The 26,339-nt window shown below is 68.1% G+C and carries 25 protein-coding genes; 13 read left to right on the top strand and 12 right to left on the bottom strand.

Features of this window, described 5'->3' with window-relative positions:
• The first annotated feature begins 67 nt into the window (after window positions 1-67).
• The 3 genes from AC0662_RS13200 to AC0662_RS13190 are packed head-to-tail and all read left to right on the top strand — an operon-like array spanning window position 68 to window position 3,475.
• Window positions 68-286, top strand: a complete 219-nt coding sequence (locus tag AC0662_RS13200; protein WP_452203301.1) for a heavy-metal-associated domain-containing protein — start codon at window positions 68-70, stop codon at window positions 284-286.
• Entirely contained in the window at window positions 283-1,278 is a 996-nt protein-coding gene (locus AC0662_RS13195) for a hypothetical protein (RefSeq protein ID WP_478300566.1), read from the top strand. The genes AC0662_RS13200 and AC0662_RS13195 overlap by 4 nt, the downstream gene beginning before the upstream one ends.
• Window positions 1,259-3,475, top strand: a complete 2,217-nt coding sequence (locus AC0662_RS13190) for a heavy metal translocating P-type ATPase (RefSeq protein WP_478300564.1) — start codon at window positions 1,259-1,261, stop codon at window positions 3,473-3,475. The genes AC0662_RS13195 and AC0662_RS13190 overlap by 20 nt, the downstream gene beginning before the upstream one ends.
• A gap of 59 nt (window positions 3,476-3,534) precedes the next feature.
• On the opposite strand, the gene AC0662_RS13185 is transcribed toward AC0662_RS13190, so the two are convergent.
• From AC0662_RS13185 to AC0662_RS13165, 5 genes are all read right to left on the bottom strand, one after another.
• Window positions 3,535-5,076, bottom strand: a complete 1,542-nt coding sequence (locus AC0662_RS13185) for a glycoside hydrolase family 13 protein (protein ID WP_478300562.1) — start codon at window positions 5,074-5,076, stop codon at window positions 3,535-3,537.
• 8 nt (window positions 5,077-5,084) lie between these two features.
• A complete protein-coding gene (locus AC0662_RS13180) occupies window positions 5,085-5,954 on the bottom strand; it encodes a carbohydrate ABC transporter permease (protein WP_478300560.1) in 870 nt (289 codons plus the stop codon).
• Window positions 5,951-6,736, bottom strand: coding sequence for a carbohydrate ABC transporter permease (locus AC0662_RS13175; protein WP_452203296.1), 786 nt, complete (start codon window positions 6,734-6,736; stop codon window positions 5,951-5,953). The genes AC0662_RS13180 and AC0662_RS13175 overlap by 4 nt, the downstream gene beginning before the upstream one ends.
• A gap of 209 nt (window positions 6,737-6,945) precedes the next feature.
• On the bottom strand, window positions 6,946-8,316 hold the full coding sequence (locus AC0662_RS13170) for an ABC transporter substrate-binding protein (RefSeq protein ID WP_452203295.1): 1,371 nt from the start codon (window positions 8,314-8,316) through the stop codon (window positions 6,946-6,948).
• A gap of 173 nt (window positions 8,317-8,489) precedes the next feature.
• Entirely contained in the window at window positions 8,490-9,482 is a 993-nt protein-coding gene (locus tag AC0662_RS13165; RefSeq protein ID WP_452203294.1) for a LacI family DNA-binding transcriptional regulator, read from the bottom strand.
• A 109-nt stretch (window positions 9,483-9,591) separates the two neighbouring features.
• Here AC0662_RS13165 and AC0662_RS13160 point away from each other — a divergent pair, with 109 nt between their 5' ends.
• Window positions 9,592-10,818, top strand: coding sequence for a DUF4032 domain-containing protein (locus tag AC0662_RS13160; RefSeq protein WP_478300558.1), 1,227 nt, complete (start codon window positions 9,592-9,594; stop codon window positions 10,816-10,818).
• Window positions 10,819-11,473: 655 nt separating this feature from the next.
• On the opposite strand, the gene AC0662_RS13155 is transcribed toward AC0662_RS13160, so the two are convergent.
• Both AC0662_RS13155 and AC0662_RS13150 read right to left on the bottom strand, forming a co-directional pair.
• Complete coding sequence (locus AC0662_RS13155; protein WP_452203292.1) at window positions 11,474-11,875, bottom strand: type II toxin-antitoxin system VapC family toxin; 402 nt, start codon at window positions 11,873-11,875, stop codon at window positions 11,474-11,476.
• A complete protein-coding gene (locus AC0662_RS13150; RefSeq protein ID WP_452203291.1) occupies window positions 11,875-12,147 on the bottom strand; it encodes a type II toxin-antitoxin system Phd/YefM family antitoxin in 273 nt (90 codons plus the stop codon). The genes AC0662_RS13155 and AC0662_RS13150 overlap by 1 nt, the downstream gene beginning before the upstream one ends.
• Before the next feature lie 172 nt (window positions 12,148-12,319).
• Here AC0662_RS13150 and dgoD point away from each other — a divergent pair, with 172 nt between their 5' ends.
• Together dgoD and AC0662_RS13140 are read left to right on the top strand one after the other, a co-directional pair.
• A complete protein-coding gene (gene dgoD, locus AC0662_RS13145; protein ID WP_478300556.1) occupies window positions 12,320-13,465 on the top strand; it encodes a galactonate dehydratase in 1,146 nt (381 codons plus the stop codon).
• Between the two features lie 17 nt (window positions 13,466-13,482).
• Window positions 13,483-14,703 (top strand): glycoside hydrolase family 27 protein, encoded by a 1,221-nt coding sequence (locus AC0662_RS13140; RefSeq protein WP_478300554.1) that lies wholly within the window; start codon window positions 13,483-13,485, stop codon window positions 14,701-14,703.
• On the opposite strand, the gene AC0662_RS13135 is transcribed toward AC0662_RS13140, so the two are convergent.
• The 3 genes from AC0662_RS13135 to AC0662_RS13125 are packed head-to-tail and all read right to left on the bottom strand — an operon-like array spanning window position 14,687 to window position 17,051.
• The gene (locus AC0662_RS13135; protein WP_478300552.1) at window positions 14,687-15,136 is read right to left on the bottom strand and encodes an NUDIX domain-containing protein; all 450 of its coding nucleotides are present in this window, start codon (window positions 15,134-15,136) and stop codon (window positions 14,687-14,689) included. The two genes, AC0662_RS13140 and AC0662_RS13135, sit on opposite strands and share 17 nt — an antisense overlap.
• Entirely contained in the window at window positions 15,136-15,903 is a 768-nt protein-coding gene (locus AC0662_RS13130) for an SDR family NAD(P)-dependent oxidoreductase (protein WP_452203287.1), read from the bottom strand. The genes AC0662_RS13135 and AC0662_RS13130 overlap by 1 nt, the downstream gene beginning before the upstream one ends.
• On the bottom strand, window positions 15,900-17,051 hold the full coding sequence (locus AC0662_RS13125; RefSeq protein WP_452203286.1) for an acyl-CoA dehydrogenase family protein: 1,152 nt from the start codon (window positions 17,049-17,051) through the stop codon (window positions 15,900-15,902). Before AC0662_RS13125 ends, AC0662_RS13130 begins: the two co-directional genes overlap by 4 nt.
• Before the next feature lie 88 nt (window positions 17,052-17,139).
• On the opposite strand from AC0662_RS13125, the gene AC0662_RS13120 reads away from it, so the two are divergent.
• The 3 genes from AC0662_RS13120 (at window position 17,140) to AC0662_RS13110 (ending at window position 19,729) form a co-directional block, all read left to right on the top strand.
• The gene (locus tag AC0662_RS13120; protein WP_452203285.1) at window positions 17,140-17,724 is read left to right on the top strand and encodes a TetR/AcrR family transcriptional regulator; all 585 of its coding nucleotides are present in this window, start codon (window positions 17,140-17,142) and stop codon (window positions 17,722-17,724) included.
• A gap of 84 nt (window positions 17,725-17,808) precedes the next feature.
• Window positions 17,809-18,687: a S1 family peptidase gene (locus AC0662_RS13115; RefSeq protein WP_478300550.1), complete on the top strand. Its 879-nt coding sequence runs from the start codon at window positions 17,809-17,811 to the stop codon at window positions 18,685-18,687.
• A 157-nt stretch (window positions 18,688-18,844) separates the two neighbouring features.
• On the top strand, window positions 18,845-19,729 hold the full coding sequence (locus tag AC0662_RS13110) for a S1 family peptidase (protein ID WP_452203283.1): 885 nt from the start codon (window positions 18,845-18,847) through the stop codon (window positions 19,727-19,729).
• Window positions 19,730-19,782: 53 nt separating this feature from the next.
• On the opposite strand, the gene rlmB is transcribed toward AC0662_RS13110, so the two are convergent.
• Window positions 19,783-20,748: a 23S rRNA (guanosine(2251)-2'-O)-methyltransferase RlmB gene (rlmB, locus tag AC0662_RS13105; RefSeq protein WP_452203282.1), complete on the bottom strand. Its 966-nt coding sequence runs from the start codon at window positions 20,746-20,748 to the stop codon at window positions 19,783-19,785.
• Window position 20,749: 1 nt separating this feature from the next.
• Complete coding sequence (gene cysS / locus AC0662_RS13100) at window positions 20,750-22,180, bottom strand: cysteine--tRNA ligase (RefSeq protein ID WP_452203281.1); 1,431 nt, start codon at window positions 22,178-22,180, stop codon at window positions 20,750-20,752.
• Between the two features lie 68 nt (window positions 22,181-22,248).
• Between cysS and AC0662_RS13095 the strand changes: the two genes are divergently transcribed.
• From AC0662_RS13095 to AC0662_RS13080, 4 genes are all read left to right on the top strand, one after another.
• Complete coding sequence (locus AC0662_RS13095; RefSeq protein ID WP_478300547.1) at window positions 22,249-23,454, top strand: neutral zinc metallopeptidase; 1,206 nt, start codon at window positions 22,249-22,251, stop codon at window positions 23,452-23,454.
• A gap of 101 nt (window positions 23,455-23,555) precedes the next feature.
• Window positions 23,556-24,383, top strand: coding sequence for a lysozyme (locus AC0662_RS13090; protein WP_452203279.1), 828 nt, complete (start codon window positions 23,556-23,558; stop codon window positions 24,381-24,383).
• Window positions 24,384-24,414: 31 nt separating this feature from the next.
• A complete protein-coding gene (locus tag AC0662_RS13085) occupies window positions 24,415-24,972 on the top strand; it encodes a GNAT family N-acetyltransferase (RefSeq protein WP_452203278.1) in 558 nt (185 codons plus the stop codon).
• 60 nt (window positions 24,973-25,032) lie between these two features.
• Window positions 25,033-26,325, top strand: a complete 1,293-nt coding sequence (locus tag AC0662_RS13080) for a peptidase C39 family protein (RefSeq protein WP_478300545.1) — start codon at window positions 25,033-25,035, stop codon at window positions 26,323-26,325.
• The last annotated feature ends 14 nt before the right edge of the window (window positions 26,326-26,339 follow it).

The following is a 26,339-nucleotide window of genomic DNA, read 5'->3' as shown; positions in this document are numbered from 1 at the left end:
AAACACCAGCCGGTCTTCCGAACCCATCGGCTGACATTTCTGAACAACACGAGCAAGGAGCACTCATATGACCACCTCGACCTACTCCGTCGCCGGGATGACCTGCGGGCACTGCACCTCCGCTGTCACCGAGGAGATCAGCAAGCTCGTCGGTGTCCAGGACGTCAAGATCGACCTCGTTGCGGGCGGCACCTCAGCGGTGCACGTGACGAGTGATTCCGCGCTCGACGAGGCCGCTGTTCGCGCGGCCGTCGACGAGGCGGGCTACGAACTGGCGGCGTCGTGAGCCGGGCCGTCGCGCTCCGGCTCGGCGCGTTCGCCGGTGCGCTGGCGCTCGCCTTCGGGGCGGCGTACGGCATCGGCTCCGCGGTCGACCCGATCGCGGCGGCCGACGACACCTCCGCGGCCCCTGCCCACGGAGAGGAGATGGGTGGAATGGAGCAAGGCTCACACGGCGGGCACGAGTCGGGCGGGCAACTGCCCGGTCTGGCGGTGTCCGACGCCGGCTACACGTTCACGCCGGCGACGACGTTCTTCACCGGCAAACAGAAGACCGAGCTTCGCTTCACGATTCAGGGACCGGACGGTAGGCCGGTCACGAAGTACACCAAGACCCACGAGAAGGACCTGCACCTGATCGCCGTCCGGCGGGACCTGTCCGGGTTCCACCACGTGCATCCGACGATGGCCGCCGACGGGACGTGGAGCATTCCGTTCACGTTCACCGCCGGCGGGACCTGGCGGCTGTACGCCGACTTCCAGCCGGCCGGCCTGGACAAGAACATCACGCTCGGCACCGACGTCAACGTCTCCGGCCTGTACGTCCCGGTCCCGCTGAACGAACCGGCCGCCGTCACCACCACCGACGGGTACGACGTAACACTGGCCGGCACGCCCGTCGCGGGCAAGGAGTCCGAGCTGACGTTCACGGTCAGCAAGGACGGCAAGCCGGTGGCCAACCTGCAGCCGTACCTGGGCGCGTTCGGGCACCTGGTCTCGCTGCGCAGCGGCGATCTGGCCTACCTGCACAACCACCCGGCCCAGCACGCCGAGGCAAACATGGTGGGCGGGCCAACAATCAAGTTCATGACGACCTTCCCGACCGCGGCGACGTACAGCCTGTTCCTGGACTTCCAGCACGCGGGCGCTGTGCACACCGCCGAGTTCACCGTGAAGGTCGGTTCGACCGGGACGACGATCGTCCCACCGACCACCCCGCCAACCGCTGTACCGAGCCACGAAGAGGAGGCACACGAACATGAGCAACCAGTCCGTTGAACTCATCATCGGTGGGATGACGTGCGCCTCCTGCGCGGCCCGCGTCGAGAAGAAGCTGAACCGGATGGACGGCGTCGTCGCGACCGTCAACTACGCCACCGAGAAGGCGAAGGTGACGTATCCGGAGGGTGTCTCGACCGACGAACTGGTCGCCACGGTCGAGAAGACCGGCTACACGGCGAGTCTGCCGGCGCCGGCCGTCGAACAGGCGGGCGAGGAGCCGGACGAGCTCAAACCCCTGCGGGAGCGGCTGATCGCGAGCATCGCGCTCGCGGTACCGGTGATCGCGCTCGGGATGATCCCGGCGCTGCAGTTCGACTTCTGGCAGTGGGCGTCGCTGACGCTGGCGTTCCCGGTGGTGACGTGGGCGGCCTGGCCGTTCCACAAGGCCGCCTGGACGAACCTGCGGCACGGCGCCGCGACGATGGACACGCTGATCTCGCTGGGTGTGGTGAGCGCGTTCCTCTGGTCGCTGTACGCGCTGTTCATCGGCTCGGCCGGCGAGGCCGGTATGAAGATGCCGTTCACGCTGATCCCGTCGCGCGGCGGCGGCGCCGAGGAGATCTACCTCGAGGTCGCGGCCGGCGTGACCACGTTCATCCTGGCCGGGCGGTACTTCGAGGCTCGGGCGAAGCGCCGTTCCGGGGCAGCGCTCCGGGCGCTGCTGGAGCTCGGCGCGAAGGATGTCGCGGTACTGCGGAACGGGACCGAGACCCGGATCCCGGCCGACCAGCTCGTCGTAGGTGACGAGTTCGTCGTCCGGCCGGGCGAGAAGATCGCCACCGACGGAGTGATCGTGACCGGGAGCAGCGCGGTCGACGCGTCGATGCTGACCGGTGAGTCGGTGCCGGTCGAGGTGGCTCCGGGTGACGCGGTCGTTGGTGCGACCGTCAATGCCGGCGGCCGGCTGGTGGTACGGGCGACGCGGGTCGGTGCGGATACGCAGCTGGCGCAGATGGCGCGGCTGGTCGAGGACGCGCAGAACGGGAAGGCCGCCGTCCAGCGGCTGGCCGACAAGGTGTCGGGCATCTTCGTACCGATCGTGATCGGTCTGGCGCTGGCGACTCTCGGCTTCTGGCTGGGCAACGGTTCTCCGGTGGAGGTCGCGTTCACCGCGGCGGTCGCCGTACTGATCATCGCCTGCCCCTGTGCGTTGGGGCTCGCCACGCCGACGGCGCTGATGGTCGGGACCGGTCGGGGTGCGCAGTTGGGCATTCTGATCAAGGGGCCGGAGGTGCTGGAGTCCACGCGGCGGGTCGACACCGTCGTACTGGACAAGACGGGCACCGTCACCACGGGCCGGATGGAGCTGGTCGACGTACTGCTGGTTCCTGGTCAGGACCGGGCCGAGGTACTGCGGTTGGCCGGCGCGCTCGAGAACTCCAGCGAGCACCCGATCGCGGCGGCGATCGCCCGAGCAGCGGCCGAGGCCGGGAAGTTGCCCGAGGTCGAGGACTTCGGAAATGTCGAGGGTCTCGGCGTGCAGGGGATCGTCGACGGGCACGCGGTACTCGTCGGGCGGACGCGGCTGCTGGAGGAGTGGAGCCAGTACCTGCCGGAGAAGCTCGCGCATGCGAAGGAGCACGCCGAGGCCGAGGGCAGTACGGCGGTTGCGGTCGGATGGGACGGGGAAGCGCGGGCCGTGCTGGTCGTCGCGGACACCGTGAAGCCGACGTCCGTCGAGGCGATCCGTCAGCTTCGCGACCTGGGACTGCGGCCGGTGCTGCTGACCGGGGACAACGAGGCGGTCGCAACCAAGGTGGCCGGCGAGGTCGGCATCGACGAGGTGATCGCCGAAGTACTGCCGGCCGGCAAGGTCGACGCGGTGAAGAAGCTGCAGGACGAGGGCCGGGTGGTCGCGATGGTCGGCGACGGCGTGAACGACGCGGCGGCGCTCGCCCAGGCCGACCTCGGTCTGAGCATGGGCACCGGCACCGACGTGGCGATCGAGGCCAGTGACCTGACGTTGGTCCGTGGCGACCTGCGCGCGGCAGCGGACGCGATCCGCCTGTCCCGCAGCACGCTTCGCACCATCAAGGGCAACCTGTTCTGGGCCTTCGCCTACAACGTGGCCGCCCTGCCGCTGGCTGCCGCCGGTCTCCTCAACCCGATGCTGGCCGGCGCCGCGATGGCCTTCAGTTCGGTCTTCGTGGTCTCGAACAGCCTGCGCCTGCGGCGCTTCCGCCCACTGAGCTGACCAGATGAGGACCTCGGACAAGCTATTGCTTGTCCGAGGTCCTCTGCTGCTGTTCGAGGTCAGCGGATCCAAGCGGTCGCATCGCTCGGAAGGCGGCCGTTGTCGAGGGGAATGCTGGTGAGGAGGACCTCCTTGTGGGGCGGGAGGTCGACTGGGGCGGCGCTCAGGTTGGTGATGCAGGTGAGGTTCTCGCGTTCGAAGACGAGGACGTCGGCGGGCGCGTCGCGCCAGGTGAGCGTGCCGTCGCCGAGGAGACCGCGGCGCAGGCGGAGGCCGGTGCGGTAGAGCGTGAGCATCGAGTTCTGGTCGTCGTGCTGGGACTCGACGGTGAGGTTCTTCCAGTCGCGCGGTTGCGGGAGCCACGGCGTACCGCTGCCGAAGCCGAACGGCGGCTCCTTGCCGGACCACGGTAGGGGCACTCGGCAACCATCTCGGCCGCGATCGGTACCTCCCGAGCGGGCGAAGATCGGGTCCTGCAGTACGTCGTCCGGCAGGTCCTCGACCTCGGGAAGGCCGACTTCCTCACCCTGGTAGACGTACAGACCGCCCGGCAGCGCCATCGCGAGCAGCGCCGCGGCGCGGGCCCGGCGTTCGCCGAGCACCAGATCGGTCCGCATGCCGTGCTTCCGGTCCTGGTGCGAGAAGGACGTGTCCGGCCGGCCGTACTTCGTCACGGGGCGGGTCACGTCATGGTTCGACAGCACCCAGGTCGGCGGCGCGCCGATCGGGACGTGGGTCGACAGCGTGAGATCGATCGACGCCCGGAGCTCCGCGGCCTCCCAGGGGCGGGACAGGAAGTCGAAGTTGAACGCGGTCTGCATCTCGTCCGGCCGCAGGTAGAGCGCGAACCGTTCCTGGTCCGGCATCCACATCTCGCCGACGAAGAACCGGTCGTCGTACGCGTCCGAGACCTGCCGCCAGCCGCGGTACACCTCGTGCACCTCGTCGTGGTCGGTGTACGACTCCTCGACGCTGTCCAGGTCCTTGAACAGTACGGCGGCACTGTCGATCCGGATCCCGTCGACGCCACGGTCGAGCCAGAATCGGAGGATGTCGTGGAACTCCTCGACCACCTCGGGATTGCGCCAGTTGAAGTCCGGCTGCTCGGGAGCGAACAGGTGCAGGTACCACTCGCCGTCCGGGACCTGGGTCCACGCGGGACCGTTGAAGATCGACTGCCAGTCGTTGGGCGGACCGTCACCGCGGCCCGGGCGGAACAGGAACCGTGCGCGCTCGGGTGAGCCCGGGCCGGCCTGCAGCGCCTGGACGAACCAGTCCTGTTGGTCGGACCCATGATTCGGCACGATGTCGATGATCGTGCGGATGCCGAGTGCGTGCGCCTCCGCGATGTACGCCTCGGCCTCCGCGAGGGTGCCGAACGCCGGGTCGATCGCGCGGTAGTCCGCGACGTCGTACCCGCCGTCGGCCATCGGGGACGGGTACCACGGGTTCAGCCAGATCGCGTCGATGCCGAGATCCGCCAGGTACGGCAGTTTCGCGCGCAACCCGGCAAGATCACCGACACCGTCGTCGTTGCCGTCGGCAAAACTCCGCAGATAGACCTGATAAATCGCAGCTCCCCGCCACCATTCGCCGGCCATCAATCTCCTTAACCTTTCAGACTTCCGGCGGTGAGGCCCGCCATGATGCTTCTCTGGAACACGAAGAACACGAGGATTGTGGGAAGGCTGGCGATCACCAGCGACGCGATCAGGACGTTCTGCGGCATCTGTGCGGACAGCGACGCGATGCCGACGCTGATCGACATCTTCTCCGTTTCCGGCAGCACCAGCAGCGGCCAGACGAAGTCCTTCCACACCGTCACGACCGACAGGATCGACACCACGCCGATGATCGGCCGGGACACCGGCAGCACGATCGACCAGAGGATTCGCAGCGGCGACGCGCCGTCGATCTCGGCGGCCTCCAGCAGCTCCTTCGGGATCGAGTCGAAGAATCGCTTCAGCAGGAACACGAAGAAGCCGTTCGCTGCCGCCGGCAACCAGATCGCCCACGGGGTGTTCAGCAGGTCCAGATGGAAGATCGGCAGATCCTTCGCCACCAGGTACGTCGGCAGCAGCAGCACCATCGGCGGGATCATCAACGTCGCCAGCATCGCCCCGAGCACGAGCTTCCCGAACATCGGTCGCAGCTTCGACAGCGCGTACGCCGCGGTCACGTCGACCGCGAGCGTGAACAGCCACGCGCCGCCGGCGTACAGGACCGTGTTCTTCAGGAAGACGCCGAGTTGGAGCTGGTCCCACGCGTCCTTGTAGACGCTGAAGTCGAAGTGCTTCGGGAAGAAGCTCGGCGGGATCTGCGCGAGCTCGTCGGGTGACTTGAGCGCGCCGGTCACCATCCAGTACAGCGGGAACACGAACGCGCCGGTGGAGCCGATCACCGTCACGGCCAGGATCGTCCAGTAGATGATCCGGCCGTGCGGGGTCCGGAGGGCGAGCGGGGACACGAGGGTCCTCATCGGGCGTCCTCCTCTCGCGAGACGCGTAGGTAGATGGTGGAGAAGACCAGCAGCACGATCATCAGCATCAGACCGAGCGCGGAGCCGCCGCCGAAGTCGCCGAAGTTGAACGCGTACTGGTACATCAGGTAGGCGACCGTGACGGTCGCGTTCTCGGGGCCGCCGCCGGTGAGCAGGTACGGCTCGATGAAGACCTGCATGGTCGCGACGACCTGCAGGAGCAGCATCACCAGCAGGATCAGCTTGGTCTGCGGGATCGTCACATGCCAGACCCTCCGGAACAGGCCTGCCCCGTCGAGCTCGGCCGACTCGTAGAGGTCGCCGGGGATGCTCTGCAGCGCTGCCAGGTAGATGAGGGTGCCGGTGCCGAGGTTCATCCAGGTCGACACGATCACCAGGCTGATCAGCGCCGTACTCGTGGAGTCGAGCCAGCTGAGCGGCGGGAGGTGGACCGCGTCGAGCGCCTGGTTGAAGAGGCCGGCTCCTGGGTCGTAGAACCACTTGAACAGGAGTACGGCGACTGCGGGCGGCAGCATCACCGGGAGGTACACGACGAAGCGCAGGTAGGCCTTCGCGTGCTTCAGTTCGTTGAGTACGACGGCGAGGACGAACGGGACGGCGTACCCGATCACCAGCGCGAGCCCGCTGAACGCCGCCGTGTTCAACCACGCCGCGCGGAACGCCGGGTCCGCGATCACCGTGCGGAAGTTGTCGAACCCGACCCACTGGCCCGGATCCACGAAGTTGTTCTGCTGAAAACTCAGCACCACCTCGCGAACCATCGGATACCAGGAGAACAAGGCGAAACAGACCAAAGCCCCACACAAGAACCCGTACGCCGTGAGATTTCGCCCCACGGCCCTTCGCAGCGCACCCGTGGTGTCGGGGGTGGGGTGTTCGTCAGAGCCAATCACCACCACCGACCGCCGCCCCGCACCCGCCGTCCCCGCGGAGCGGGGGCGGCGGGTGTTTGTTGTGGTGTCCTCGACCATCAGGTGTTCTTCGCGAGGATCTTGTTGGCCTTCGACTCGGCGTCGCTCAGGAGTTTGTTGATGTCGGCGTTCTGGCGGGTGAGGACCGCGGACATCGCGACGTCGAGGACGGCGTACAGCTCCTGTGCCTTCGGGGGCTCGAGCTTGTTGGTGATGTCGCCCTGCGCGCTGACGTACGGCGTGAAGTTGTCCACCGGAACCGTCGCGTACTGCTTCCGGAGCGCGTTGATCTCGTTGCCGGGGGCACTCGTCCCGTACAGGTCCGGGATCGGCAACCCGACCGGACGGCCCTGCTGCTTGGACCGCTCGTAGTTGAACTGTCCCTGCCCCGGTGTCAGCTCGTGGAACTCGAGCCACTGCAGACCGGCCTTGATCTTCTCCGGCGAAGCCTTCGGGTTGAACATGTACCCGTCACCACCACTCAGCGACGACTTCCCCTCGGACTCCGGTACGGCGGTCACGCCGTAGTCGTCGAACTTGCCCTTGAAGTCGTTGTTCACCGACTGCACGACGTCCGGCGCACCGATCATCATGCCGAGCTTGCCGCCACCCATCATGCGCATCAGGTCCTCCCACTGGAGCAGCTGCTTGCTGCCCATGGAGTTGTCCTCCCAGCGCATCTTCTGCAGGTTCTCCAGCACCGCCTTGCCCTCGTCGCTGTTGAACGCGGCGGTCTTCCCGTCGTCGCCGACCATCGACCCGCCCCGCGCGTACAGCTCCGCGGCGAAGTGCCAGCCGCCGGTGTTCCCGGCCGAGTACTCACCGAACCCGACGTACGCCGGGCCGAGCGCGGCGATCTTCTTCGCGGCCGCGCGGACCTCTTCCCAGGTCTTCGGCGGGTTCGCCGGGTCCAGACCGGCCTGGGTGAACAGCTTCCGGTTGTAGACCAGGCCCATGTTGTAGTTGTTCCGCGGCAGGCCGTAGGTCTTGTCGGCGTCCTTGAAGACGCTCATCACGTCCTTGCGCAGGTCGTTCAGCGGCTTCACGCTGCCGACGTACTGGCTGATGTCGGCGGCCTGCTTCTTCGCGATGATCTTCTGCACGTCGGTGTAGTAGACGTAGAAGACGTCCTCCTGCGTCCCGCCGGCGAGCTTCGCCTGGAACGTGTCCGGGTTGATGCAGGGGAAGGCGTCCTTGCCCTGGACCGTGATGTTCGGATGCAGCTTCTGGAACGCGGCGACGTCCGCCTCCCAGGCCTCGCGTTCCTTCGGGTTGCTCTTCGGCGGCTCGCAGCCGACCGTGATCGTCACCGGCCCGTCGGCCGAGCCCCCGGCGGACGACTTCTTCGCGTCGTCCGACCCACAGGACGCGGCCACCAGCCCGAGTCCCGCGACCAGCAGCAGGCTGAGCCCGCGGCGCGTTGTCCTCATTTCCACCCTCTCCCTCAGATCGTGGGGACACCGTAGGGAACTCGACGCATGGACGCAATACTTCAATTGGGGATTGCAAAAACGTGACTTTCTCTGGAGATTGGGCGCCAGAAGGCAGACGACAGCAGCCGCCGACCTGAGAGGTCAGCGGCTGCTGGGAGCTGCCCGGAGGCTTAGCTGCGAGCCCGCGCGGTGGAGGCGCGTACGACGAGTTCCGGCTCGAAAAGCAGCTCGTCGGCGGGGAGGACGGCGCGCTCGATCAGCGCGATCAGCATGTCGACGGCGGCCCGACCCATCGCGTCGATCGGCTGCCGCACGGTGGTCAGCGGCGGGTCGGTGCAGTTCATCATCGCGGAGTCGTCGTACCCGATCACCGAGACCTCGTCGGGGACGCTCAGACCGGCCCGGCGGACCGCGCGGATGGCGCCGAGGGCAAGGATGTCGCTGGCGCAGACGATGCCGGTGACGCCGCGGCCGACCAGCCGGGTGGCGGCCGCGTGCCCGCCCTCGAGGGAGAACATCGTGTGCTCGACGAGCTCCGGATCCGCCTCCTCCGCGGCCAGGTAGGCGTCCAGTTTGCGGCGCGAGGGGATGTGGTCGCGTGGGCCGAGCACCATCCCGATCCGGCGGTGACCGAGCGCCCGCAGGTGCCCGATCGCCATCTCCGCGGCGACGTGATCGTCCGACGAGACCTGCGGGAAGCCGAGGTGGTCGACCGCCGCGTTCACCAGCACGGTCGGCAGCTTCCGCTCCTGGATCAGTTCGTAGTGCTGGTGCGGCGCGTCCGCCTGGGCGTAGAAACCGCCGGCGAACACCACGCCGGACACCTGCTGCTGGAGCAGCAGGTCGACGTAATCGGCCTCGGACACGCCGCCGACCGTCCGGGTGCAGAGCAACGACGTGAACCCTTGCTGCGCGAGCGCGCCGCCGACCACCTCGGCGAACGCGGGAAAGATCGGGTTCTGCAACTCCGGCAGCACCAGGCCGACGAGTCGCGCGCGATCGCCTCGAAGCTGCGTGGGCCGCTCGTACCCGAGCACGTCGAGGGCGGTCAGGACGGCTTCCCGGGTCGCCTCGGACACGCCGGGCTTCCCGTTCAGGACGCGGCTCACGGTCGCTTCACTGACGCCGACCTTCTTGGCCACCTCTGCAAGTCGTCGTGTCATGACGCAAACCCTACGCCTTTCAACGCAAGAATTTGCAAGAGCTTGCGTACGCCGTTTCGCGGGGCGGATCGGCTCCCTGCGAGGTCAGCTTGCTGACAGACTGGTGTCCGTGCCCCGATTTGTCGCTACCCGCCCGGACACCGGTCTGCTGTCGCTTCCGTGGGACGTCCCGCTGGAGGACTGGCCCGAGGACCAGCTGGTCGCGCTGCCGCGCGGTATCTCGCGGCACGTGGTCCGCTTCGTCCGGGTCAACGGCAGCGTGTACGCGATCAAGGAGGTCCTCGAACATCTCGCGATGCACGAGTACCGCCTGCTCCGCGACCTCGAACGCCTGGAGGCCCCCTCGGTCGAACCGGTCGGTGTGATCACCGACCGGGTGGACCGCAACGGCGAGCCGATCGACTCGATCCTGATCACCCGGCATCTGCAGTTCTCCCTGCCGTACCGCGCACTGTTCTCCAGCACGCTGCGGCCGGACACGGTGAACCGGCTGATCGACGCGCTCGTCGCGCTGATCGTCCGGCTGCACCTGCTCGGCTTCTTCTGGGGCGACTGTTCACTGTCCAACACCTTGTTCCGGCGCGATGCGGGCGCGTTCGCGGCGTACCTGGTGGATGCCGAGACCGGTGAGCTGCACCAGGACATCTCCGACGGCCAGCGGGCGCACGACCTCTACACCGCGGAGATCAACCTGTTCGGCGAACTGCTCGACCTGCAGGAGGGCGGTCTGCTCGACGAGTCGATCGACCCGCAGGAGACCGTCGAGTCGATCCAGAAGCGGTACGAGGCGCTGTGGGCCGAGCTGACCGCGCCGGAGGAGTTCGCCAACGACGAGATGCACCGGCTGGACTCGCGGATCCGGCGCCTGAACGAGCTCGGCTTCGACGTCGCCGAGATCGACATCATCACCGACTGGGACGGCAGCCAGGTCCGGATCCAGCCGAAGGTCGTCGACGCCGGCCACCACTCGCGGCGGCTGCTGCGGCTCACCGGCCTGGACGTCGAGGAGAACCAGGCGCGCCGGTTGCTGAACGACCTGGACTCGTTCGCCGCCGCCACCGACCAGCAGAACGAGGACGAGGAGATCGTCGCCCACCAGTGGCTGACCGACGTCTTCGAGCCCGTCGTCCGGTCCGTCCCCCGGAACCTGCGCCGCAAGCTCGAGCCCGCCGAGGTCTTCCACGAGGTCCTCGAGCACCGCTGGTTCCTCTCCGAACAGGCCGGCCACGAGGTCGACACCATGGAAGCGGCCCGCTCGTACGTGAACGACGTACTCTCCGCAAAACCCGACGAGAAGCTCGCCCTCCCGACCCCCGGCGTCCCCGAGCCCGACTGACCCTTGCAACGTTCGGGGCCGCACCGGCGTGAACAGGGTGGGAGGCGCCGGATGCAGACACCCGACTTCGACGAGTGGGTCACCCAACGGGGCGCCGTCGGTCGCGCCGAGTCGAGGATGGTACGGCGGAGCGCGTCGTCCCAGGTCCGCACGCTCAGATTCACGCCGCCGATGAGTCGCGTCTCCTCGGTCCAGCCACCGTCGTACCGTTTGATTCCTGGCGCTTGGACATCGTCGAACGGACACCGACTACTACGGCTGCAGCTTCCGGCAACCGGCCGCTGGACCGGACCGCGAGCCAACGGCGCAGGTCACCGCGGCCTCGATCTGCGAGTACTGGAACGGCACGCTGATCGCCGGCTCGAGCGTCCCGTCGGACCAGGTTGCCGAACTGGCCGGCGAACTTCTCAGTCCACCCGAGCCACACTCAGGCCCAGGCCCGCGGCCAGCCGGCTGCCAGGACCCGGCACCTCGTGAGTACGTCGTCCACCTCCGCACCGCCAAACAGTCGTGGCCCGTCCACGTCTCTTACACCACCTGCTCCGTTCACTACCGCCCGCCGGGCCTCAACCTCATCCAGACCGGCCCGCATCACCAAACCCAAGGCGCCGACCTCTTCGACGCCGTCAAACCCATCCCGTCGCTGCCCCGCTGATCAGGACGCTCCCGGACTGGCCGCAGGCAGACCTATCGCCTTGGCAGCGGCCAGGAGCCGGCGGTCGTAGGTGACGAACGCGGTCAGATCGTCGCCGATGACCACCTCCGCTGTTGCCAGATGAATAGCGTCGAGCGCGCGGATCAAGGGATCGTCGTATCCGGCGGCGGTCGAACGCACTGTCGAGTCGACGTCACAGATGCCGATCCGCGACAACACGACGGGTGCGCTGGTCACCAAGGCAGGCTCGTTCCGTCGAAGCGCTCGTGGCAGCTCCACCTCTGCAAGCGCGGATGAGACCAGCAGTCGATCCTCCTGCGCATCGAGCCAGTCCGCGAGCTCGTTCGATGCCACCTCCAGCCGGACAAGCTTCACCAGCGCCGCCGTGTCCAGGTAGATCATCAGTACCGTTCCTCGTCCCGCATCCGCTCGAGGAGCTCCCCGGCCTCGTTGTCCGTGCGCAGCTCACCCTTCGGCCGGGGTATCGGGTTTGTGTACAACGCCGGCCTGAAGCTGCCTGACGCGATCAGGCGCGCCAACGGCGACGGCTTCGCCGGGACGAGGCGGGCGACGACCACGCCGCGTTCGGTGATGTCGATCTCTTCGCCCTGTTTGACCCGGGCCAGCACCCGGGCCGTTTCCTGGTTCAACGTCCGAATCGGAACTTCAGCCATGACTCCAAAATAGTACATATTTGTCTGACACCGCCTCTGTGTTGATTGTCGGCAGAGAAGGTACGGGTGTTCCGGCCGCGCGAAGGCGTTGTCCACAAGGCAGTTCTGCTCACCTCGACCCCGTTGCGCTGAGTAGGGTTACACGCGTAGACCGCCAACCGAATGAGGCTTTGTGAAGATCGTTGGGTACGAGACGTTCCTGGTTGCGCCGCGGTGGCAGTTCTTGCGGATCGACACCGATGAGGGGATCAGCGGGTGGGGTGAGCCGATCGTCGAGGGACGTGCTGAGGCCGTGCAGGGCGCCGTCGCGGCCCTGATGGAGTACCTGGTCGGCGCGGATCCGCTGCGGATCGAGGAGCACTGGCAGGTGATGGCGAAGGGTGGCTTCTACCGCGGCGGTCCGGTGCTGTCGAGTGCGGTGGCCGGGATCGACCAGGCGCTGTGGGACATCAAGGGGCGCTATCACGAGGTCCCTGTGCACGAGTTGCTCGGCGGACCGGTCCGGGAGCGGGCGCGCGTCTACACCTGGGTCCACGGCCGCGACAACGCGCAGCTCGTCGACGAGGCCAAAGCCAAGGTGGAGAAGGGATTCACCGCCCTCAAGCTCAATCTGTCCGAGGCGCTGCCCGCGATCCCGTCGCCCGCTCAACTCCGGGCCGCGGTGAGCCGGGTCGAGGCCCTGCGCGACGCGCTCGGCGACGGCGTCGACATCGCGCTCGACTTCCACGGCCGGTTCAGTACGGCGGCCACTCGCCAGATCCTGCCGCTGCTCGAGCCGCTGCTGCCGATGTTCATCGAGGAGCCCGTACTCCCCGAGTTCTCCCGCGACCTGCGGCGGATCACCGAGTCGACCAGCATCCCGATCGCCACCGGTGAACGGCTCTTCTCCCGCTGGGACTTCCGCGACGTCCTGACCACGGGCATCGCCGTCGCGCAGCCCGACATCTCCCACGCCGGCGGCATCTCCGAGGTACGGCGGATCGCCGCGATGGCCGAGACGTACGACGTCAGCGTCGCCCCGCACTGCCCGCTCGGACCGATCACGCTGGCCGCGAGTCTGCAGATCGACTTCGCCATCCCGAACTTCCTGATTCAGGAACAAAGCCTCGGCATCGAGTACGGCGGCGGCAACGCCCTGCTCGACTACTTGGTCGACCCGGAGGTGTTCGCCTTCACCGACGGGCACGTGCAGCGCCCGACCGGACCCGGGCTGGGGATCGAGGTCAATGAGGACGTGGTCCGCGCGGCCGCAGCGGACCCGCACCGCTGGCGCTCCCCTGTCTTCCGCCACGACGACGGCTCGTTCGCGGAATGGTGAGCGCGCAGACCCCGCCGATGGGGTGGAACAGCTGGGACTGCTTCGGTACGACGGTCACCGAGGCCGAAGTACTCGCGAACGCGCAGGTCATGCACGACCAGTTGCTCGGCGCCGGCTGGGACACGATCGTCGTGGACATCGCGTGGTACGACCCGACCGCCCGCTCGCACGGGTACAACGACAACGCGCCGGTGGTGCTCGACGACTACGGGCGGCAGTTGCCCGCGCCCAACCGGTTCCCGTCGGCCGTCGACGGTGCGGGGTTCGGGCCGTTGGCCGCCAAGGTGCACGAGCTCGGGCTGAAGTTCGGGCTGCACATCATGCGCGGCATCCCGCGGCGGGTGGTCGAGCTCGACCTGCCGATCCACGGCACGTCGTGGACGGCGAGCGAGGTCGCGGACCGGGAGCACGTCTGCACGTGGAACCCGGACAACTTCGGGCTGAACCACGACCACCCCGGCGCGCAGGCGTACTACGACGCGCAGGTCGCGCAGTTCGCCGCGTGGGGGGTGGATTTCGTGAAGGCGGACGACATGCTGGCGCCGTACCACGAGCGTGAGATCGCGGCGTACGCGCGGGCGATCGAGCGGAGCAGGCGGGACATCGTGCTGTCGCTGTCGCCCGGCACCCACTTGTCGACGCATTACGTCGACCATCTGCGGGCCAACGCGCGGATGTGGCGGATCTCCGACGACCTGTGGGATCGGTGGGAGGACGTGCACGCGCAGTTCGCCCGGCTGGCGCGGTGGGCGCCGTTCCAGCAGGCCGGCGCCTGGGCGGACGCGGACATGCTCCCGCTCGGCCACATCGGCATCCGCGCCGAACGCGGCGACGACCGCCCGAGTCGACTCACTGTCGACGAGCAGAAGACGTTGCTCACGCTGTGGGTGATGGGTCGCTCGCCGCTGATGATGGGTGGCGATCTCCCCACCTCGTCCCCGGAAACCCTTGCCCTGTTGGCGAATCCAGCGCTCGCCGAGCTCCTGACGACGTCCTTCGACGGCCGTGAGGTGATCCGCGAGCCGCTCGACGACGGCGAGCTGATCGTGTGGACCGCGAGAGGACAGGACTGCTCGTACGCCGCGATCTTCTGGACCGGGTCGACACCACGCGAGGTGTCCGTTCCGCTGGAATCCCTTGCAGCGCAGGGTTCCGCGCAGAACCTGTGGGGTGACCCCATCGATGGGGACGTGCCGGCGCACGGTGTGCGGTGGCTGAAGTTCAGTCCAGCGCCCTGACGAGCCAGCGGGAAATCGGGGCATTGCCCAGGTCGTCGAGGCTGCTGATCCAGCGGGCCTCGGCGATCTCCGGCGAGCGGCGGAGCTCGTCACCGGCGACGGTCGCGGTGAGCGTCGTCAACGTGTCGTGCTTGCCCTCGAACGTCGTGACGGTGGTGTCGAGCACGGTGAAGTCATCCGCCGGTACGACGATCCCGAGCTCCTCGTGGATCTCCCGCGCAGCCGCTTCGGCGGGGGTCTCGCGGTCGGGCTTGTAGCCGCCACCGGGTAAGCCCCAGCGGCGGGTGTCGGCGTACGAGTGGCGGACGACCAGGAAGCGGCCGTCCGCCTGCCGCAGCAGGGCCTTGACGCCGAACGTGGTCGGCCTGCGGATCCGCCACCACAGCTGAACGAACGGCGAACCCGCACGCAGCAGAACGGCGGGAACCCGCATCAGCGTGGCGGCATCCGGAGGGCGCCGTCGAGGCGGATGACCTCGCCGTTCAGGAGCTGGTTGTCCAGGACGTGCCGGACGAGGGCGGCGTACTCCGACGGCTTGCCGAGCCGGGACGGGTGCGGGACCTGCTGCTCGAGCACCGTCCGGGTCTCCTCCGGCAGACCGGCCAGCATCGGCGTCTCCATCGTGCCCGGCGCGATCGTCACGACGCGGATGCCCTTGTCGGCCAGGTCGCGCGCGGCGGTCAGCGTGAGGGCGACGATCCCGCCCTTGCTGGACGCGTACGCCGCCTGCCCGATCTGACCGTCGTACGCCGCGATCGACGCGGTCATCAGCACGACGCCACGATCACCGTCCGCGGTGGGCTCCGCGGCGATCATCCGCTCGGCGGCGAGCCGGAGCACGTTGAAGGTCCCGATCAGATTGACCTCGATCACCTGCCGGAACGTTGCCAGCGGCAACGGGCCCTTACGACCGACGACCCGGCCCGGGGTCGCGACGCCGGCGCAGTTCACCACCACCCGCAGCGTGCCGAGCTCCGCCGCGGCATCCAGCGCAGCAGTCACCGCGGCCTCGTCCGTGACGTCGCCCGGCGCGAACACCACCCGGTCGCCCAGCTCGTCGGCGACCGCCTTGCCCGGTGACGAGGGCAGGTCCACGATCACGACCGCGAGCCCGTCCGCGGCAAGCCGCCGTACCGTCGCCTCTCCGAGCCCGGAACCACCACCGGTCACCAGGGCGACATCGGACGGGCTGAGGATCATGAAGCGCTCCTGAGTAGGTCGCGGCTGATGACGAGCCGCTGGATCTGGTTCGTTCCTTCGAAGATCTGGGTCACCTTGGCCTCGCGCATGTACCGCTCGGCCGGGAACTCCCGGGTGTAACCGTACCCACCGAGCACCTGGACCGCGTCGGTGGTGACCTTCATCGCCGCGTCCGTGCAGACCAGCTTCGCGATTGCCGCCTCGCGGGTGAACGTCCGGCCGAGATCCCGCCGCCGGGCCGCATGCAGGTACGTCGCCCGCCCGGACTCGACCGCGGCGGACATGTCGGCAAGCAGGAACTGCATACCCTGGAAGTCCGCGATCGCGTGCCCGAACTGCTGCCGCTCCTTCGCGTACGCCGTCGCGAGGTCGAGCGCCGCCTGCGCCAGGCCGGTCGCACACGCGGCGATCCCGAGCCGGCCGGAGTCGAGCGCGGACAGCGCGATCCGCATGCCGTCCCCCTCGGCGCCGATCAGGTTCGCGGCCGGGACCCGGACGTCGTCGTAGTTCACCAGTGTGGTCGTCGAACCGGTCAGGCCCATCTTCCGCTCCGGCGCCCCGAAGCTCAGCCCGGCCACCCCGGCCGGCACATGGAACGCGGTGATGCCGTGCTTGCGGTCGTCCGAAGTCCGGGCGAAGGTCGTGTAGAAGTCGGCGTGCGAGCCGTGGCTGATCCACGCCTTCGTCCCGTTCAGGACGTAATCGTCGCCGTCCCGGACGGCCTTCGTGGTCATCGAGCTGATGTCGGACCCGGCCTGCGGCTCGGACAGCGCGTAGGCGCCCAGCCACTCCCCGCCGACCATCTCCGGCAGCAGCCGCGCCTTCTGCTCGTCGCTACCGAACGTGGCCAGGCCGTAGCTGGTCATCGTGTGCACCGAGAGCCCGACCCCGACCGACATCCAGGCGGACGCGATCTCCTCGAGCATCTGCAGGTACACCTCGTACGGCTGCTCGGCGCCGCCGTACTGCTCCGGGTAGGGCAGGCCGAGCAGGCCGGCCTTCCCGAGGGTGCGGAACGCGTCCCGGGGAAAGGTCTCGCTCTCCTCGGCGCGCGCGGCGTGCGGAGCGAGCTCGTGCTCGCACAGGTCACGGACCAGGGCGAGCAGATCAACGGATTCTTCAGTGGGCAGGAGTCGGTCGACAGCCATCTGGAACCCCCCCTCTCGCAACTGCCCAAAATGATACTCGGAACGATACTGAAGCACATAGCTGAGTATCGTTCTATGCTGTCTCGATATGACAACAGTCGTTCCGGGGCGGCGGACCCGCCGGCAGTCCGAGCTGCTCGACCGACTCCTCTCGCTGTTCCTCGAGCAGGGCTTCAGCCGGTTCACCCTGGATGACCTGGCCGCCGAGCTGCGCTGCAGCAAGACGACGCTGTACGCACTGGCGCCGAGCAAGGAACAGCTCGCCGTCGAGGTGGTCAAGCACTACTTCAAGAATGCCACCGCGCAGGTGGAATCCGCGGTCGGCCGGCAGACCCGGCACGACCGCCGGATCGCGGCGTACCTGGGTGCGGTCGCGGACGCGCTGCGGCCGGCCAGCCGGACCTTCCTCGACGACGTGGCCACGTTCGCGCCGGCCCGGTCGGTGTACGAGCGGAACACCCGGATCGCGGCCGAGCGGGTCCGGCAGCTGATCGAGGACGGCATCAACCACAAGACGTTCCGGCAGGTCGACATCGCGTTCGCGGCCGAGATGATCGCGCACACCATGCAGGCCATCCAGCGCGGCGACATCGCCCGCCGGACCGGGCTGAACGACGCCGAGGCGTACCGCGAACTGGCGTCGTTCGTGCTGCACTCCCTACGCCTCGACTGAACCGCACGGCCAATTAGGGTGGGTGCCCGTCCTCTTGCTGCCACACAGCGCATCAGAGCCGTACGCCCCGGAAGGCTGATGACCATGAAATCTCTCCGCAGAACCGCGGCCCTGGTGGCGGCCGCCGGTCTCGCACTGGCCGCCGCCGTACCGGCCAGTGCGGATCCGGTGAAGCCGCCCCGGCTGTCCGCCCGAGCGATCACCGAGACACTGAACGACCAGATCCACACCGCCGGTACGGCGTGGATGACCAAGCCGGACGGCACCGTCGTGGTGTCGTACGACCCGACCGTCACCGGTACGAAGCTGACCAAGCTGACCGGTCTGACGAAGCAGCTCGGCTCGAACGTGAAGCTGGAGAAGCTGCCCGGCAAGCTGCAGAAATACATCAGCGGCGGAATGGCGACGTTCGGCGGCGACTACAAGTGCTCGGTCGGCTTCAACGTGCAGCGGCGCGGTAAGTACTACTTCCTCACCGCCGGTCACTGCGGCGTCGACGCGGCCCGCTGGTACCAGGACCCGAACCACCGGGTCTACACCGGCGCGGTGCACCACGCGAGCTACCCGTGGAACGACTACTCGCTGGTCGTCTACCGCACCGACATCAAGATGAAGCCGCCGGGCGGCAGCGTCTACCTCTACAACGGGCGCTCGCAGGACATCACCGTCGCGAGGAACCCGGGTATCGGCCAGTTGGTGTACCGCTCCGGCGCCACCAGCGGTCTGCACAGCGGTCGGGTGACGGGTCTGAACGCGGTCGTGAACTACGGCGACGGCCGCGTGGCGGGCCTGATCCGGACCAGCGTGTGCGCGGAGCCGGGCGACTCGGGTGGTCCGCTGTTCTACCGGCAGTACGCCTTCGGACTGACCTCTGGTGGTTCCGGCGACTGCACGTCGGGCGGCGTGACCTACTTCCAGCCGGTCGTGGAGGCGCTGAACGCGTACGGGGTCTACATCTACTGACGGTACTGAGGGTTCTCGCGGCGGAGGTTTCCCCTACTCTCCGACACTCTCCGAGTTTGCCTGAATACTCAGGGAGAAGAGTGGGTAGGACTGCTCACGGTTGAAGTCAAGGACGTCCCGCCCCGTTGGCGTCCTGATTCGTGAGGAGGCTGAAACCGTGAACCTGTCATCTTTCCGCCGTACCACTGCTGTCCTGGCCGCGGCCGGGCTTGCCACCGCCGGACTTCTGGCGACGCAGGCCTCGGCCGCACCGGTCAACCCGTCCACCCTGTCCGCGACCGCGATCACGTCCACGCTCAGCAAGGACGCGACGATCCCCGGTACGGCGTGGCAGACCAATCCCGACGGCCGGATCATCGTCTCGTACGACGACACCGTCAGCGGCACCAAGCTGTCGAAGCTGACCGGCGTCACCAAGCAGTTCGGTGACCGGGTCACGCTGGAGAAGATCTCCGGCAAGCTGACGAAGTACATCGCCGGCGGCGACGCCATCTACGGCGGGCAGTACCGCTGCTCGCTGGGCTTCAACGTGCGCAGCGGCAGCACCTACTACTTCCTGACCGCCGGTCACTGCGGCAACATCGCCTCCAGCTGGTACTCCAACTCCAGCAAGACCACGCTGCTCGGGACGACCTACGGGTCGAGCTTCCCCGGGAACGACTACGCGATCGTGAAGTACAGCACGTCGTACACGAACCACCCCGGCACGGTGGACCTGTACAACGGCAGCACGCAGGACATCACGTCCGCCGGCAACGCGACTGTTGGTCAGGCGGTCAAGCGCAGCGGTAGCACCACCGGTGTGCACAGCGGCTCGGTCACCGCGACGAACGCCACGGTGAACTACGCCGAAGGCACCGTCACCGGCCTGATCCGCACCAACGTCTGCGCCGAGGGCGGCGACTCCGGCGGCGCGCTGTTCGCCGGTTCGGTCGCGCTCGGACTGACCTCCGGCGGCTCCGGCAACTGCAGCTCCGGCGGCACCACCTACTTCCAGCCCGTCACCGAAGCGCTCTCCCGCTACGGCGTGAGCGTCTACTGATCCAGACATGACTGTGGGGCCGGGGAAGCTCTCCCCGGCCCCACACTCGTCTTCTAGCCCCGGCGGCGCGAGATCTCGTACAGCGTCACGCCGGCGGCGATGCCGGCGTTCAGGGACTCGGTGGCGCTGGTCATCGGGATGGAGACGATCAGGTCGCAGTTCTCCCGGACCAGGCGGGCCAGGCCCTTACCCTCGGAGCCGATAACCAAGACGATCGGCTCGGTCGCGGCCTCGAAATCGGGCAGCTCGACGGCGCCGTTCATGTCCAGGCCGATCACCAGCAGCCCGGCGTCCTTGTAGGACTTCAGCGCGCGGTTCAGGTTGCCTGCCCGCGCGACCGGGATCCGGGCCGCGGCACCGGCCGAGGTCTTCCACGCCGACGCCGACATCGACGCCGTACGACGCTCCGGGACAACCACTCCGTGCGCGCCGAAGGCGGCCGCGGAGCGGGTGATCGCACCGAGGTTGCGCGGGTCCGTGACGCCGTCGAGCGCCACGATCAACGGCACCTCGCCCGCGTCGTGCGCCCGGTCCAGCAGGTCGTCCGGGTGCGCGTACTCGTACGGCGGGATCTGCAGCGCGACGCCCTGGTGCGAACCGCCGGCGGTGACCCGGTCGAGCTCCGTCCGCGGCACCTCGAGCACCGAGACACCGGTCTCGACGGCGACGAGCAGGGCTTCGCGCAGCCGGGCGTCCCGCTCGGTGCCCTCGGCAACGTGCAGGGCCGCGGCCGGTACGCCGGCGCGCAGCGCCTCGACCACCGGGTTGCGCCCGTAGACCCACTCGACCGTCGCGTCGCCGTCCCTGCGCCCCGCCGGGCGCCGGCCGCGCTGCTCCCGCTCCTTGGCGCGTTCGGCCGCCTTGGCCCGTTTGTGCGCCGGGTGCTTGACCCGGTCGACCGCCTTCGGCGTCGGGCCCTTGCCCTCCAGTCCGCGGCGGACCCGCCCACCGGATCCGGCCGTCGGGTTGCCCTTCGGCTTCTTCCGGATGGCTCCCTTGCGCTGGCTGCTGCCTGGCACGTCAGTTTCCTTCGTCAGTTGTTGTGGCGAGGGACCAGCGTGGTCCCTGGGGGGTGTCCTCGACGACGACGCCGAGCGCCTTCAGCCGGTCGCGGACGGCGTCCGCGGCGGCGTAGTCCTTGCGTTCCCGAGCGGCCTGCCGCTGCTCCAGCAGCGCCTTCACCAGCCCGTCGACCACCTCGGTCAGCTCGTCGCTGCCACCGGCCCGCGACACCCACGGCTCGGTCAGCGGGTCCAGGCCCAGCACGCCGAGCATGCCACGCACCGAGGCGAGCACCTCCCGCAGGTCCGCGGAGTCGCCGTCGGCGACCAGCTTGTTCCCGTCCCGGACGGTGTTGTGCAGAACGGCGACCGCGGCCGGCGTCCCGAGGTCGTCGTTCATCGCGGTGACGAAGTCCGACGGCAGCTCCGCCGCCGGCTCGACCCCACCGGTCACCTCGGTGGCCCTGTCCACGAACCCTTCGAGCCGCTGGAAGCTCTTCGCGGCCTCGTCGAGCGCCTCGAAGGAGAACTCGACCACCGAGCGGTAGTGCGACTGCACCAGGTAGTACCGCAGCTCGATCGGACGGACCCGCTCGACGACGTTCCGGACGACGGCGCTGTTGCCCATCGACTTCGACATCTTCTCGCCGGCCGTGGTGACCAGCGCGTTGTGCATCCAGAACCGGGCGAACTTCTGCCCGACCGCGGTCGACTGGGCCAGCTCGTTCTCGTGGTGCGGGAACCGCAGGTCCAGACCGCCGCCGTGGATGTCGAACTCGTCGCCGAGGTACTTGCCCGCCATCGCCGAGCACTCCAGGTGCCAGCCCGGGCGGCCGCGGCCCCACGGGGTCGGCCACGAGGCGGTCCGCGGGGTGCCCTCGACGTACCCCTTCCAGAGGGCGAAGTCGCGGGGGTCGCGCTTGCCGCGCGGGTCCGCGTCCTCGGCGGCCTCCATGTCGTCGATCTTCTGGTGCGAGAGGGCGCCGTACTCCGGCCAGGAGCGGACGTCGAAGTAGACGTCACCCGAGCCGTCCGGAGCGACGTACGCGTGGCCGCGCTCGATCAGCTGCTCGATCATCTCGAGCATCTCCGGGATGTGCCCGGTGGCCCGCGGCTCGTACGTCGGCGGGCGGCAGCCGAGCACGTCGTACGCCCAGTGCAGTTCGCGCTCGAACTCGTAGGCGTGGGCCCACCACGGGACGCCGCGCTCGGCGGACTTGGCGAGGATCTTGTCCTCGATGTCGGTCACGTTCGCGATCACGGTGACCTCGTAGCCGGAGCGCTCCAGCCAGCGGCGCAGGACGTCGAAGACCACTTCCTTGTAGATGTGCCCGACATGCGGGGCACCCTGCACCGTCAGCCCACAGTGGTAGATCCCGACCTTGCCCGGATGGACCGGTTCGAAATCCCTCACTACTGCTGTCGCGGTGTCGTACAAGCGAAGTGTCACCGACCAAGGGTACCGGGAAGTGACACGCCCTCTTGACAAGATGTCGGGCACCAGGCAAAGGAGGACTCTTGTCGTACCAGGGACCGTACGGGCCGCCCCCCGGGCAGCAGCAAGGACCACCTCCTCAGGGACCGCCGCCGCAGGGACCGCCGCCGCAGTACGGACCGCCACCCGGTGGACAGCAGCAGTACTGGGGTCCGCCGCCGCGCCCTCCGCAGGGCCCGGGTTTCGGGTTCGGTTCGAACGGCTTCCCGCCGCCCAGGAAGAAGAGCAAGGCCCCGTACATCGTGATTCCGATCGCGCTGCTGGGCCTGGCCGTCGTCGGGCTCCTGACCGTCAGCACGATCCTCAAGCACAACCGCGACGACCAGTACACGCAACCCGAGCCGACGTACACGACCTCCGCGGCGCCGACCCCCGGGACGTCGACGACAGCGCCGACGGTACCGACAGTGCCCGCAACGCGGACGACACAGCCGAAGCCGGTCCCCACTCGGACCACCACCCAGCCGAAGCCGACCCAGACCACGGCACCGCAGCCGTCGGACAACACCATCGTCACGAAGAACCGGATCTACAAGACCGGCGTGATGAAGACGGTGAACTGCCGCGAGCCGGCCTCCCGGCCGACCAGCCTCCCCAACGCCCGCAAGTACTACGCCGGCGTGCTCACCTGCCTGCTGCGCGCCTGGCCACGCCAGGTGACCGCGGCCGGCGGCCGGTTCACGGCGCCGACGCTCCTCGTGTTCACCGGGTACGCCGAGAGTCCGTGCGGGGGTGGTGGCGGTGGCGGAATCTCGTTCTACTGCTCGACGAACCGCACGATCTACATGGACGCCGGTACCGACGTCCAGTTCTGGCGGCAGAACAGCAACGTCTCGTACCAGAACCACTGGAAGCGGATGACGATGGCGGACACCGTCGCCCACGAATTCGGCCACCACGTCCAGTACATGACCGGCATCCTGACCGCCCAGCTGAACCTGCAGTACGAGTCGTCGCAGACCAAGGCGCTGGAGATCAGTCGCCGCAAAGAGCTCCAGGCAAGCTGTTTCGGCAACGTCTTCCTCGGCGCGAACAAGTCCAGCTTCCGGATCACCGGCGACATGAAGTACCAGCTGGACTACCTGCATTCCCACCAGGGTGACGAGTACGGCACGCAGCCGGACCACGGCAGCCGCGAAGTCCTTCCGCTGTGGACCACGCCCGCATTCAAGAGCCGGAGTCCGGCGTCCTGCAACACGTTCATCGCGGCGGCCAGACTGGTTCGGTAATTGTTCACCTGCATCACAGACGAAATGGTTGATTCTTTCCCGGGCCGGGTAAGAATCAACTCCGAGCGCTCTGTCCGCCCCTCATCGCTCTGGAGGAAACCGTGAAGTCCGCCCTTTTCACGGGTGCCGCCGTCACCCTTGGCCTGCTCCTGGCCTCGGTCGGCTCCGCCCAAGCAAGCACCCCGCACCAGCCCACCACCCAGGCCCGGCAGCACGGCATCGACCGCGCCGGCGACGCCTACATGGGCTGGACGCAGAACAAGACCACGGCAGCAACTGCCGCGGCAACGCCGGCCGTGATGGCGCCGGCGGCAACTGTTGAAGGTATCGACGTGTCGAGTCACCAGGGCAACGTCAACTGGGCCGCGCAGTGGAGCGCGGGCAAGCGGTTCGCCTACACGAAGGCGACCGAGGGCAACTACTACACGAACCCGTACTTCGCTCAGCAGTACAACGGTTCCTACAACGTCGGCATGATCCGCGGCGCCTACCACTTCGCCACCCCGAACGACTCCAGCGGCGCCAACCAGGCGACGTACTTCCTGGCGCACGGCGGCGGCTGGTCCAAGGACGGCAAGACGCTGCCGGGTGCGCTCGACATCGAGTACAACCCGTACGGCGCGACCTGCTACGGGCTGAGCGCGTCGGCGATGGTCAGCTGGATCCGCGACTTCGCCAACACCTACAAGGCTCGCACCGGCCGCGACGTACCGATCTACACCAACCTGGACTGGTGGACGCGCTGCACCGGTAACAGCACCGCCTTCAACTCCACGAACCCGCTGTGGGTCGCGAAGTACGCCTCCTCGCCGGGCACGCTGCCGGGCGGCTGGCCGTTCCACACCATCTGGCAGTACAGCTCGTCGCCGATCGACCAGGACCGATTCAACGGCGACATGTCGCGGCTGCAGGCCCTCGCCAACGGCTAAACCTGTTGCGGCGGTCGCATAGTCTCGATCGGTGAGCTATTCGCTGCCGATCGAGACCGACCGCCTGACCCTGCGCCGCTACGTCGAGACCGATTTCGACGACCTGCTGAAACTGCAGTCGAACCCCGATGTCACCCGCTTCCTGCTGTACGACGTCCGTACGCCGGAGCAGGTGCAGGAGGCGCTCGCCGGCCGGATGGCCGACGTGCCGATGGACCGCGACGGTCAAGCGCTCACCGCCGCGGTCATCGTCCGGGACACCGGTCAGCACGTCGGTGAGGTCGTGCTGTTCATGAACAACGTCGAGCAGCGCACCGGCGAGATCGGGTACGTGTTCCACCCGGAGTTCCACGGTCGCGGGTTCGCCCGGGAGGCGGCGGTCGAGTTGCTGCGGCTCGGGTTCGAGGAGCTCGGGATGCACCGGATCATCGCCCGGCTGGACTACCGCAACGACGGCTCGGTGAACCTGCTGAAGCGCCTCGGCCTGCGCCAGGAGGCGCATTTCGTGCGGAACGAGTACCTCAAGGGCGAGTGGACCGACGAACTGGTCTTCGCGATGCTCGCCGACGAATGGAAACAGCGCTCGTAAGTTTTTACCGCGCCACGCCGCCCCAGTGACAGGGACTGTCGCGGCCATTACCGTCGAACTATGACCTCCGCCCGATCCGTCACCGCGCTCGTTGTCGGCGCGGTCGTGCTCAGTGCCGGCGCGTTGCCGAGCGAAGCTGTCAAGGTCGCGCCCGCGCGCGAGATCGCCTACCGCACCTGGACTTCGAGCGCCGACTTCCTGGCCGGCGAGGGGTCCGGGACGACCGTCACGGACGGCGCCCTCACGTTCGGTACGTCGACCGGCACCACGTCGTACGTCGATCCGTTCGGCGACGGCACCGCGAAGACCTACGACCAGACCAGCTGGGTCTCGCCACACGTCAGCACCGGCTTCGGCCTCACCGAACTGGTCGCGTCCTGGAACGCGAGCACGCCACCGGGCACCTGGGTCGAGGTCTCGATGGCCGGTACTACGAACCTCGGCACGGCCACCAAGTGGTACGTGCTCGGCCGCTGGTCCGGTGGCGACGACACCACGGCCGGCGACATCCACCGCACCTCGGTGCCGAGCCAGGGTGATGCGAACGGATCCGTTGCCGTCGACACCTTCCAGGCCGCGACCGGTCAGTGGCTGGACCGCTGGCAGCTCAAGGTCACGCTGTACCGGCTCAGCGGTACGACGCAGTCACCCGTGGTCCGGTCAGTCGGGGCGATGGCCTCCCGGTTGCCGTCCGACAAGAAGGTTGCCGCGAGCCCCCTTGGTGGCGCGGAGGGGACCGTGCTCGACGTACCGACGTACTCGCAGGAGACGCATATCGGGCACTACCCGCAGTGGGACGGTGGTGGGGAGGCCTGGTGCTCGGCGACGTCGACCGCGATGGTGCTGGACTACTACGGTGCCGGACCGACACGGGCCGAGAGCGGCTGGGTCGACCCGTCCGACGCCGACCCACAGGTGGACCACTCCGCCCGTTCGGTCTTCGACTACTCCTACGACGGAGCGGGGAACTGGCCGTTCAACACGGCGTACGCCGGTTCGCGGGGAGTGGACGCTTTCGTCACCCGGCTGCGGTCGCTGACCGAGGCGGAGCAGTTCATCAAGGCGGGGATCCCGTTGATCGCCTCGCTGTCGTTCAAGAAGGGCGACCTGCCCGGTGCGGGGTACGGGACCAACGGGCACCTGATGGTGATCGTCGGGTTCGACCAGGACGGCAATGTGGTCGTCAACGACCCGGCGTCGCATCTGATCGCGAGTGACGAGCAGGTGCGCACGACGTACGACCGGACCGCGTTCGAGAACGCCTGGGTACCGCACTCGGGCGGACTGGTCTACGTGCTGCACCCGGAGGGCATGCCACTGCCGGCACCGTCCGACCCGCAGCACAACTGGTAACAACCCCCAGGTAC

The organism is Kribbella sp. NPDC043289, from assembly GCF_056436705.1.
The sequence above is the reverse complement of the archived record's forward strand: the minus strand, read 5'-3'. Positions and strand labels throughout refer to the sequence as shown.

Bases quoted from the DNA above. Each gene is read 5' to 3' on its own strand.
- AC0662_RS13175 (WP_452203296.1), bottom strand. From the start codon at position 6,736: ATGGTTCGCGAGGTGGTGCTGAGTTTTCAGCAGAACAACTTCGTGGAT.
- AC0662_RS13120 (WP_452203285.1), top strand. From the start codon at position 17,140: ATGACAACAGTCGTTCCGGGGCGGCGGACCCGCCGGCAGTCCGAGCTG.
- AC0662_RS13130 (WP_452203287.1), bottom strand. From the start codon at position 15,903: ATGATCCTCAGCCCGTCCGATGTCGCCCTGGTGACCGGTGGTGGTTCC.
- AC0662_RS13190 (WP_478300564.1), top strand. From the start codon at position 1,259: ATGAGCAACCAGTCCGTTGAACTCATCATCGGTGGGATGACGTGCGCC.
- AC0662_RS13140 (WP_478300554.1), top strand. From the start codon at position 13,483: ATGGGGTGGAACAGCTGGGACTGCTTCGGTACGACGGTCACCGAGGCC.
- AC0662_RS13170 (WP_452203295.1), bottom strand. From the start codon at position 8,316: ATGAGGACAACGCGCCGCGGGCTCAGCCTGCTGCTGGTCGCGGGACTC.
- AC0662_RS13125 (WP_452203286.1), bottom strand. From the start codon at position 17,051: ATGGCTGTCGACCGACTCCTGCCCACTGAAGAATCCGTTGATCTGCTC.
- AC0662_RS13185 (WP_478300562.1), bottom strand. From the start codon at position 5,076: ATGGCCGGCGAATGGTGGCGGGGAGCTGCGATTTATCAGGTCTATCTG.
- AC0662_RS13180 (WP_478300560.1), bottom strand. From the start codon at position 5,954: ATGAGGACCCTCGTGTCCCCGCTCGCCCTCCGGACCCCGCACGGCCGG.
- AC0662_RS13155 (WP_452203292.1), bottom strand. From the start codon at position 11,875: ATGATCTACCTGGACACGGCGGCGCTGGTGAAGCTTGTCCGGCTGGAG.
- AC0662_RS13135 (WP_478300552.1), bottom strand. From the start codon at position 15,136: ATGCGGGTTCCCGCCGTTCTGCTGCGTGCGGGTTCGCCGTTCGTTCAG.
- AC0662_RS13200 (WP_452203301.1), top strand. From the start codon at position 68: ATGACCACCTCGACCTACTCCGTCGCCGGGATGACCTGCGGGCACTGC.
- AC0662_RS13115 (WP_478300550.1), top strand. From the start codon at position 17,809: ATGAAATCTCTCCGCAGAACCGCGGCCCTGGTGGCGGCCGCCGGTCTC.
- AC0662_RS13150 (WP_452203291.1), bottom strand. From the start codon at position 12,147: ATGGCTGAAGTTCCGATTCGGACGTTGAACCAGGAAACGGCCCGGGTG.
- AC0662_RS13080 (WP_478300545.1), top strand. From the start codon at position 25,033: ATGACCTCCGCCCGATCCGTCACCGCGCTCGTTGTCGGCGCGGTCGTG.
- AC0662_RS13165 (WP_452203294.1), bottom strand. From the start codon at position 9,482: ATGACACGACGACTTGCAGAGGTGGCCAAGAAGGTCGGCGTCAGTGAA.